Raw genomic sequence first — 8158 nt, forward strand, 5'->3', positions numbered from 1 at the left:
ACGAAGAAGATCATGATCACGCCGTGCGCGGTAAAGATCTGGTCATAGTGTTCTGGGTGCAAGTAACCTTCACCACCACCTTTTGCAAGGAACTGCTGAAGACGCATCATGATCGCATCGGCGAAACCACGCACAAGCATGATAATCGACACGAAGATATACATGATACCGATTTTTTTATGGTCTACAGATGTGAACCATTCGTTCCACAGGTAGCCCCATTTTTTGAAGTAGGTGATACCAGCAACAACTGCGATACCGCCTAAGATCATCATTGCAACAGTAACCAATACGATTGGATCGTAAGGAATTGCATCTGGACCTAACTTACCTAATAAGTTCATGTCTTATTCCCCTTGAGAAGCAGTCGCATGTGCATCAGCTACATGTGCTTCAGAAGCAGCAGCTTCTTCGTGCGCAACACCGTGCTCTGCAGCAGGAGCTGAGTGGTCAGCGCCATGGTAGTTGCTCATGTAGTGATTAATCACAGATTCAAACAAACCTTGCTCTACAGAAGAGTAATAAGTCACTGGATGTGGCTTAGTTGGGTAAGGCTTCATAGCTTCAGCAGCAGCCTTCTCTTCAGGAGTATTTGCTTTTGCGATCAGCGCTTCAATCTGGTGTTTACCACGGTTGCCGTCACGCAGAGATGCGAATTCAGCCTGGTCTAATACAGATTTCTGAACAGCTTCTGGATTTACTGAAGTACCATTACCTGCTTGAACAGCAGAAACCCATTCAGCAAACTGAGCGTCAGTCACAGAGTGAGCGCGGAAGCGCATTTGTGAGAAGCCATAACCAGAATAGTTAGCAGAGAAACCGCGGTAGCCTTCAGCTGGGCTAGTTTCGTCTGCCAACAGGTTCAGGTGAGTTTGCATACCCGCCATTGCATAGATCTGACCACTTAACGCCGGGATGAAGAAAGAGTTCATCGTGAAGTTAGACGTAATACGAAGGCTAACCGGAGTTTTTTCTGGGAAGCGCATTTCGTTAACAGTGGCAATACCTTGCTCAGGATAGATAAAGATCCATTTGAACTGTTCAGCAATAACTTGAACGGTTAATGGAGCCTTGTCAGATTCAAGCGGACGGTATGGGTCGTACTTGTGGGAACCCCACCAAGTTAACCAGGCAAGAATAGCAATAATAATAACTGGGATACCCCAAACTACAATTTCAATTGCAGTAGAGTGTGCCCAAGTAGGTTTATAGTCTGCGTCTTTATTCGATGCGCGATATTTCCAACCGAACCATAATGCCATGATTGCTGATGGAATAACCACCAGAAGCATTAAGTAAATCGCAGTCATCATCAGGCTACTTTGGCCTGCTGCAACTGGACCTTTAGAGTTCAGAAGTACTAAATCACCACCACACCCTGTTAAAAGTGCGGACATCGCAGATAAAGACAATACAGCTAAAATCGTTTGTCTCATTTTACAACCTCGGTGAAGAGTCCCATTCCCTAAATTAATATGGGATAGCGATTAAAGTGTCGCATGATTAAAAAGATTCATTTGTTAACAAAAAATCTTCCTAATCATGAGACACCGCTACGTTGTAGGGCATTATGCCTGATTACAACAAACTAAGCTATATATAAAGAGGCTTTAAATGACTGTAATAAAAACCGATTTTACTGCTCGGGATTGTCGAATATTTATAGTAATTTTATTTTAATTTCAAAGTTATGAGCGAAAAAAGGGATGCAGAGCATCCCTTTAAAGAGAACTTAATTTTATTGCTTGATCACCTTGGTTTTCGCCAGTTTATCGTGCAAAGTCTGACGGTTTTTGCCCAAACCGAAAATCCAGTCCACAAGCGAGAACAATGGAATAAAATAAATTGTAGGCAAAATGAACACGATACTGCGCAAAGTAAAGGCACGCATGAGTGAAGTTTGAGTACCAGTTTCCGCGTCTACAATCTTAATTTTAGTCAGTTTTTTACCAATGCTTTGACCAGATTTTGCAATCAGGTAACCTTGGATAACCAGCATGATCAGCAGATATAAACCTGCTGCTGTCCAAGCCTGAGTAGAGAACATATCCAGCATTTGAGACTGCAATTCCAGCACGCGGTTCTGATCCGCACTGCCACCCATAGCTTGCGTCATGATCTGCTCATTTAGCTGAGTAAAACGCAGTTTTTCTTCAGCTGTGAAGAAGGCAGTCAAAATGAAAGTTGCTGGAATCCAGAGCAGCAGATCGACGAACTTGGCAAAAATACGCGCAGGAATACTCGCCAGTTCAAATGTATTCGCTTTTGGTGCAGGACGTGCATAAGTAGTGGTTTGTGCTGCAGGCTGCTCAAATGGTGCTGCTGGCTCGGCAACTGGTGCAGGTGGAATATAACCTTCAGGTTCATAAACGAATTTACCCTGCGTGAGCTCACCCAAAGCTTTCCATTCGGTCATGCCTTGGTGCCAGGCCAAATCAGTCAATAATACTTGCTGGCTTGCAAGCATCTGATTTAGCTGTTCAAGCGTATATGGTCCAGCTTGTTGATTGTTTCGTGCCAGGTAAATCTGCATAAAGACTGAATCTCAAAATGTACGTTGAAAAGGTTTAGCTTCGATTTTATTGAATTATAGCCATAACACAAACAAAATCTTAAGCTAAACATGCGCATATGTCGGACATTTTTAGGTGAAGTACAACCAAAACAACACAAAATAAAACGAATTTGATTTAGGAAACTAAAAAAATCCAAATTTTTAGCCATCTATATAAAATAAAGTATTCAAGATTGATGGTTTAAAAAATGTAATTTTAATGTAATGACGAAAGATTTTTTGCTGATAAATATCAAAGGGATGATTGGTTAAATCTAATACCTTAAATTCATGTAAAATTTATTACTGAAATAAAAAAGACCCTCATTTGAGGGTCTTTTTTATTTACTGAATTTCCGCTTATTTAGCTTCTTGATCAGCAAGGAAGAACCAGGTATCCAATACTGAGTCCGGGTTTAGAGATACAGATTCAATACCTTGTTCCATTAACCATTTTGCAAGATCTGGGTGATCTGAAGGACCTTGACCACAGATACCTACATATTTACCTGCTTTACGGCAAGCTTGGATCGCCATAGAAAGAAGGACTTTTACAGCAGCGTCACGTTCATCGAACAGGTGAGATACGATACCAGAATCACGGTCTAGACCTAGTGTTAACTGAGTCAAGTCGTTAGAACCGATAGAGAAGCCATCGAAGTGTTCAAGGAATTGATCAGCTAACAGCGCGTTAGTTGGCAATTCACACATCATGATAACTTTTAGACCATTTTCACCACGTTTCAGGCCATTTAATGCCAGTAGCTCAATGACACGTTTCGCTTCGTTTACAGTACGTACGAAAGGAATCATAATTTGTACGTTGGTCAAACCCATTTCGTCACGAACTTTTTTCAGTGCACGGCATTCAAGTTCGAAGCAGTCACGGAAGTTGTCAGAAACGTAGCGGCTTGCACCACGGAAGCCCAGCATCGGGTTTTCTTCTTCTGGTTCATACAACTTGCCACCGATCAGGTTCGCATATTCGTTTGACTTGAAGTCAGACATACGTACGATCACTGGTTTGTCAGCGAATGCAGCAGCAAGGGTAGAAATACCTTCAACCAGTTTTTCTACATAGAACTCGATTGGAGATGCATAACCCGCAGTACGCGCCATCACAGCAGCACGCGTTTCACGAGGCAGACTGTCAATGTTCAGCAATGCTTTAGGATGTACACCGATCATGCGGTTAATGATGAACTCAAGACGAGCAAGACCAATACCTTCGTTTGGAATTTGTGCGAAGTCAAATGCACGATCTGGGTTACCTACGTTCATCATGACTTTGAATGGAAGTTCAGGCATAGATTCGATTGAGTTCGTTTGAACTTCAAAATCAAGCGCGCCTTCGTAGATAAAACCAGTATCACCTTCAGCACAAGATACAGTCACTTCCTGACCGTCTACCAGTACTTCAGTTGCATTACCACAACCAACGATTGCTGGAACACCCAGTTCACGTGCAATGATTGCAGCGTGACAGGTACGACCACCACGATTGGTTACAATTGCAGCAGCACGTTTCATCACTGGTTCCCAGTCCGGGTCAGTCATGTCAGATACAAGTACATCACCGTCTTGTACTTTGTCCATTTCTTTAATAGACGTTACGATGCGGACTTTACCAGAACCGATACGTTGACCAATTGAACGGCCTTCACATACTACCGTACCTTTCTGTTTCAACAGGTAACGTTCCATCGTACCAACGTTTTCACGGCTTTTTACAGTTTCAGGGCGTGCCTGAACGATGTACAGTTTGCCGTCATCACCGTCTTTTGCCCACTCGATGTCCATTGGCGCACCATAGTGTTTTTCAATGATCAGTGCTTGTTTAGCTAGTTCTTGAAGTTCCTGGTCATTTAAAGCGAACTGTTGACGTTCAGCTTTTTCAACATCTACCACAACTACTGATTTACCAGCAGCGCCTTCTTCACCATAAATCATTTTCTGGTGTTTAGAACCAAGATTACGACGAAGGATTGCGTGCTTACCAGCATTTAGAAGTGGTTTAGAGATATAGAATTCGTCAGGGTTAACTGCGCCCTGTACAACCATTTCACCCAGACCGTAAGAAGCGGTGATGAATACTGCATCACGGAAGCCTGATTCAGTATCCAGTGTGAACATTACACCAGCTGCGCCAGTTTCAGAGCGAACCATACGTTGTACGCCAGCAGAAAGGGCAACCACGTCATGGGCAAAGTTTTGGTGTACACGGTAAGAGATTGCGCGATCATTGTATAAAGATGCGAAAACTTCTTTGATCGCGATCAATACATTGTCGATGCCACGGATGTTCAAGAAAGTTTCTTGCTGACCAGCAAAAGACGCGTCTGGTAAGTCTTCTGCAGTTGCAGATGAACGAACGGCAACCGCAATGTCAGGGTTGCCGTTAGAAAGTGCGTCAAATGCTGCACGAACTTCTTGTTCTAATGCTGCAGTAAGCGGAGTTTCTACAATCCATTGGCGAATTTTAGCGCCAGTTTCAGCAAGAGCGTTTACGTCATCAACGTTTAGGCTAGCAAGCTCTGCATTGATTTTAGCGTTTAGGCCGCTTTGCTCGAGAAATTCACGATATGCACCAGCAGTTGTTGCAAAACCACCTGGTACAGATACGCCAGCGTTTGCTAGGTGGCTGATCATTTCGCCCAAAGATGAGTTTTTCCCACCAACAAGCTCAACATCGTGTTTCCCTAATTTTTCCAGACCAATTACGCGCGCTTCCAAAGTTGTTACTCCACTTTTGCAGTATTAATCATTATCTTGGCATGAGAGTATAGCAAATCACCTAGGTGGATGATTTTACTAAGCGACAGTCATGTAAGATCGGTTTACTATAAAGATTATATAGTACGAAGACAAATGTTTGAGGAGAATTTTAATGTCGGAAGGTAAACAGATAAAGCGTAGTGTTTTCTTCATTTCTGATGGTACTGCGATCACTGCAGAGACGCTGGGACACTCACTTTTGGCACAGTTCCCTCATGTCGATTTTGATATACATATCATTCCCTATATAAGCTCCGAAGAAGCTGCGACCAATGTCGTAGCCGAGATCAATGCACGTGCCCACGAGGAAGGACAGAAACCACTGGTTTTTGATACTTTGGTGGACCCATATGTGCGTGATATTATTAATACGGCAAATGCAGTAAATCTTGATGTATTTGAAGGGCTTATTAGTAAACTTTCCGAAGAGCTAGGCACGGATCCAACGACGCTGGTAGGACAAACTCATGCGGTAACCGACTCTGCCTCCTATAAAGCGCGTATTGATGCTGTACATTTTGCCCTGGATAATGATGATGGCGCGCGTACTCGCCATTATGACAAGGCCGATCTGATCCTGATTGGGGTATCACGTTCTGGTAAAACACCGACTTCGATTTATCTTTCTCTGCAGTTTGGAATTCGTGTTGCAAACTACCCACTGACTGAAGAAGATCTGGATGATAACCGTCTGCCAGCTGTGCTGCGCCCGCATAAAAACAAGCTTTTCGGCCTGATGATTGATGCTGATCGTCTTGTGGCAATCCGTACGGAACGTAAGGCAAATAGCCGTTATGCCAGCTTTAGTCAGTGCCAGATGGAACTGCGGGCGATTGAAGGAATTTACATTTCTGAAGGCATTAAATATCTGAATGTGTCCGAGATGTCGATTGAAGAAATCTCGACGCGTGTACTGCAAATGACCGGTTTAAAACGTCGTATTGGATAAGCCCATATTTAATGGAGTCAAAGCTGGTTTTTGGCTCCATTGGTTATCAATATTTTATATATTAAAATAATTAATCATAGAAATTAATGATGATAGAATAGTTGAAACCAATCAGTAGTATTTCGCTGCGAAATACCTCATAGAAAAAATATAAACGTATTTAGATGCTAAAATTGTATAAAAAGCGATCAATAGAATTTAGGGCTTTATTCTTTTTTAGTATTTTTTATGAAATATATATCAAAAAAAAATAAATAGATTTTTATTTAAAAGTTTGAATAATGACATCAACCGGATAATTTTCACCATGTATGCAATGAATTGCATGATCAGAAATTTTCAGAATTGGCCAGGTAATAAGCTGACAGTTTTCACGTTGCAGGGCGATATAGAAGCTATCTGACTTAAAGTAATGACGATTAGCGGCTGCCAGATTAGGCATGAGCTGGCGTCTTAACCAGGGATTTTTGACCTGCTGTTCTAAAAAGCGTAAAGACAATAACCCTTTAATCCGGTTACTAATGAGATTTTTATTTTTGCTGATCAGCGGATGATTCAATACGCGTTGAAGCGTGCGGCTGGTACTCGGCATCACAAATTGCGGTTCAATCTGAAAGACTTTAACAGATGCCGCTTGCTGGCAAATACGGTCAAGATGACTCACACTAAACTGGTCAAGCCCAATTACTGCCACATTTAGATCCTGAAAATCCATATCTTTAAGGGCAGCAGAGTCGACTTTAGTCCCATTAAAGCTTGTAAAGTGTTCAGGGTTATTTTGAAAAATACCGGCACTTGTATCCTGCTTAACGCCCATATTGATATCCTGTAATTATTTAATTTTTATTCTGTTGTGATAGATATAGACAATATCGGCAGGGGCGTAAAGTTACTTTCATGGAATCTCGAGTCATCAATAATTCGACATTTTAAAATCCACTTCAGTTATGGATTTTGGGAATTAGATCTCTTTCATAAATCAAAAAACGACCTATCTATTGCTGATTATTTGTACCGAAGAATCTTAAACATTCAGGCATAATCTTTGAATGAAATACATCGATTCAAAGAAGCTTTCTGAAACACAGTTTAAGCGATATACCGGCATCTCATGGTCAACCTTTAATTTAATGGTTGAGCAATTGAAAATGCATGTTCCTGCCAAAGGTAGACCACCTAAATTAAGCCTAGAAGATCAGATTCTCTTATGCTTAAGCTATTGGCGTGAATACCGAACATTATTCCATGTCGCAACAAGTTATGGCGTGTCAGAGCCTACTGCTTCAAGAATTGTCCGCCACGTAGAAGATTGCCTGATCAAGTCCAATCTATTTAATTTACCCAAGAGTTTGCCTGAAGGCGAAGGTATCGACTGGAATGTGGTGATCGTAGATGCCACAGAAATTCCAATACAAAGACCTAAAAAAACAGAAGAAAAGCTATAGTGGTAAGAAGAAGGCACATACTTTTAAAGTTCAAGCCATTATCCATTATAGAACACAGCAAGTTCTGAGTTTATGCACGAGTCGTGGTGCTGTGCATGATTTCGAGCTTTTCAAACGCAATTTGAATCAGATTCCTGCAGGTGCCTTTATCCTTGTAGATAAGGGTTATCAAGGGATTTACACAGTGTATCGAAATAGCCTATTGCCATTAAAAGCAAAAAAACGTTGCAAACTAGATCCTGAGCTAAAGCTTTACAATCGAGAAATTAACAAAAGAAGAATTGGCATTGAGCATGTATTTGGCAGTTTGAAAACCTTCAAAATCCTTACTGAGCGATATCGCAATCGAGGAAAAAGATTGGGATTGAGGTTCAATCTAATTGCTGGGATCTATAATTTGGAACTGAGTAAAAAATGATTTATGAAAGAGGTCTA

The 8158-nt window shown here is 41.6% G+C and carries 8 protein-coding genes; 3 read left to right on the forward strand and 5 right to left on the reverse strand.

The features are described 5' to 3' along the window. From B3D47_RS09615 to ppsA, 4 genes are all read right to left on the reverse strand, one after another. A partial coding sequence (locus B3D47_RS09615; protein WP_286861724.1) for a cbb3-type cytochrome c oxidase subunit I occupies positions 1-344 on the reverse strand: 344 nt, incomplete at its 3' end. Positions 345-347: 3 nt separating this feature from the next. Further along, positions 348-1436, reverse strand: a complete 1089-nt coding sequence (gene cyoA / locus B3D47_RS09620) for a ubiquinol oxidase subunit II (RefSeq protein ID WP_005222428.1) — start codon at positions 1434-1436, stop codon at positions 348-350. A 302-nt stretch (positions 1437-1738) separates the two neighbouring features. Next, a complete protein-coding gene (locus tag B3D47_RS09625; protein WP_248603382.1) occupies positions 1739-2533 on the reverse strand; it encodes an RDD family protein in 795 nt (264 codons plus the stop codon). Positions 2534-2914: 381 nt separating this feature from the next. Then, positions 2915-5287, reverse strand: coding sequence for a phosphoenolpyruvate synthase (gene ppsA, locus B3D47_RS09630; RefSeq protein WP_004892929.1), 2373 nt, complete (start codon positions 5285-5287; stop codon positions 2915-2917). Between the two features lie 154 nt (positions 5288-5441). Here ppsA and ppsR point away from each other — a divergent pair, with 154 nt between their 5' ends. Then, positions 5442-6278, forward strand: coding sequence for a posphoenolpyruvate synthetase regulatory kinase/phosphorylase PpsR (ppsR, locus tag B3D47_RS09635; protein WP_004815709.1), 837 nt, complete (start codon positions 5442-5444; stop codon positions 6276-6278). A 262-nt stretch (positions 6279-6540) separates the two neighbouring features. Here ppsR and B3D47_RS09640 read toward each other — a convergent pair whose 3' ends face one another. Further along, positions 6541-7095 carry a flavoprotein gene (locus B3D47_RS09640; RefSeq protein ID WP_286861729.1) on the reverse strand — a complete coding sequence of 185 codons (555 nt, stop codon included), beginning with the start codon at positions 7093-7095 and terminating at the stop codon, positions 6541-6543. A 232-nt stretch (positions 7096-7327) separates the two neighbouring features. Here B3D47_RS09640 and B3D47_RS09645 point away from each other — a divergent pair, with 232 nt between their 5' ends. Both B3D47_RS09645 and B3D47_RS09650 read left to right on the forward strand, forming a co-directional pair. Then, entirely contained in the window at positions 7328-7723 is a 396-nt protein-coding gene (locus B3D47_RS09645) for a transposase family protein (protein ID WP_163170940.1), read from the forward strand. Beyond that, positions 7671-8141: a transposase gene (locus tag B3D47_RS09650; RefSeq protein WP_163170939.1), complete on the forward strand. Its 471-nt coding sequence runs from the start codon at positions 7671-7673 to the stop codon at positions 8139-8141. The genes B3D47_RS09645 and B3D47_RS09650 overlap by 53 nt, the downstream gene beginning before the upstream one ends. Positions 8142-8158 lie beyond the last annotated feature (17 nt).

Source organism: Acinetobacter sp. UBA3461 (genome assembly GCF_002381195.1).
GTDB classification, from domain to species: domain Bacteria; phylum Pseudomonadota; class Gammaproteobacteria; order Pseudomonadales; family Moraxellaceae; genus Acinetobacter; species Acinetobacter schindleri.

What these genes read in the sequence shown, in the direction of transcription:
- cyoA (WP_005222428.1), bottom strand. Translation starts at nt 1,436, where the DNA reads ATGAGACAAACGATTTTAGCTGTATTGTCTTTATCTGCGATGTCCGCA.
- B3D47_RS09625 (WP_248603382.1), bottom strand. Translation starts at nt 2,533, where the DNA reads ATGCAGATTTACCTGGCACGAAACAATCAACAAGCTGGACCATATACG.
- ppsR (WP_004815709.1), top strand. Translation starts at nt 5,442, where the DNA reads ATGTCGGAAGGTAAACAGATAAAGCGTAGTGTTTTCTTCATTTCTGAT.
- B3D47_RS09640 (WP_286861729.1), bottom strand. Translation starts at nt 7,095, where the DNA reads ATGGGCGTTAAGCAGGATACAAGTGCCGGTATTTTTCAAAATAACCCT.
- B3D47_RS09645 (WP_163170940.1), top strand. Translation starts at nt 7,328, where the DNA reads ATGAAATACATCGATTCAAAGAAGCTTTCTGAAACACAGTTTAAGCGA.
- B3D47_RS09650 (WP_163170939.1), top strand. Translation starts at nt 7,671, where the DNA reads ATGCCACAGAAATTCCAATACAAAGACCTAAAAAAACAGAAGAAAAGC.